Origin of the sequence: Rhodobacter capsulatus, from assembly GCF_005144475.1 — a bacterium.
GTDB classification, from domain to species: domain Bacteria; phylum Pseudomonadota; class Alphaproteobacteria; order Rhodobacterales; family Rhodobacteraceae; genus Rhodobacter; species Rhodobacter capsulatus_C.
The window spans coordinates 1-1279 of sequence record NZ_SWJZ01000133.1; the positions used below are offsets into that span (position 1 = coordinate 1).

The window sequence follows — 1279 nt, forward strand, 5'->3', positions numbered from 1 at the left end:
CCGCATCTTGATCCCCCTTCGCCGTTGGAGGGGGTGAATCATGTTCTGCATCCGCGGTCGAGGCCGACTATTTCAGCAGCCTGTTAAGGATTGCCTCGCCGCCTTCAGCAGAGGCGTACTCTTTCGTGGTCAAACAGAACACTTCGGTACAGCCGAACAGCCATCCGCAACGACATCCTTCGGTCGCCATGGCTGTATACCCCCCGAGATGTTGCGGTGGAACCGGTATGCCGACGACGTGATAGGGGCTTTCACCGGCCAGTATTCTAACTTTGCTCTGAACCAAGCTATCCTCCAGCACTATGGATTCAGATCGTTCTACCTCGACTGTTCAGACAAGCCAGCCGTGTCGGCATGGTTTGCAGGTAACCGGTACGCAGATAAACTGAGCGTGGATCTCTGTGAGGACTGTGATGAACGCCCCTTGTTATTGCGCAAGAAAATGGCGAGATACGATGCCGCCGAAGGCGTCGGTCATCTCTACGTGCTCGATCGGGTAGCTTGCGAAAAAGTCGGCCTGATCGACCTAAGGGCGATCAACATTGATGGCGCTCGAACGCGCCCCAGCATTCAGAGCGCTCACCTCATCGGACCGCTTGGGAACGCACCGCTGCCGGCTGAGTGCTTCGTGGCCCACATCGAGGCAGATTGCGCGGTCTTCCGCGAATTCGCGGCCGAAGCCGGCCTAGTTTCGACAGATAGCGCGTTCCCACCATCCAGCGAAGATCCGATCTTGGATGCCCTACTCAGCCTGCCTTGGATCCTAATACAGAGTGTAGCCAACCCCCTAGGCGAAATCCCGGCGTTCCGCCGCGCGGTCGAACTGCCGGAATACGACAACAGCTTCGTCAAGATAGCCTCACCGACAGTGGCGTTCTACCGCGGCGGGAAGGTCGAGGAACTCTTCGATGAGGTTGATGGTTTCTCCGGCGGGATTGTGGTCCAAGTACCGGAGATCACCATGCTCGGGTCGCCACATCGCGACTTTCTCAGCGTTTATCCCAAGGTTCTAGCTATGCTTCGAGAGCACGGGGGTGTCGTCTTCGAGGCTCCAACACTGTTGAAATTCCCTCAACTTGCTGCCAGCCTTCTCTACCAGAAGGGTCTCGCTGTCGAACTCGTCGAGCCAGACCTCGTCCATGTCGGCGCATTGATGGTAAAGCACCCAGGCCAAGAGATCGAGGCTGCCGGCGTAACAGGCTGCTGAAATAGTCGGCCTCGACCGCGGATGCAGAACATGATTCACCCCCTCCAACGGCGAAGGGGGATCAAGATGCGG

At 57.5% G+C, this 1279-nt stretch carries 1 protein-coding gene; it reads left to right on the forward strand.

The window, feature by feature from the left end:
* Positions 1-40: 40 nt before the first annotated feature.
* Complete coding sequence (locus FBT96_RS19475) at positions 41-1207, forward strand: hypothetical protein (protein ID WP_136909593.1); 1167 nt, start codon at positions 41-43, stop codon at positions 1205-1207.
* The last annotated feature ends 72 nt before the right edge of the window (positions 1208-1279 follow it).

Coding starts and splice junctions, on each gene's coding strand:
- FBT96_RS19475 (WP_136909593.1), top strand. CDS start 41: ATGTTCTGCATCCGCGGTCGAGGCCGACTATTTCAGCAGCCTGTTAAG.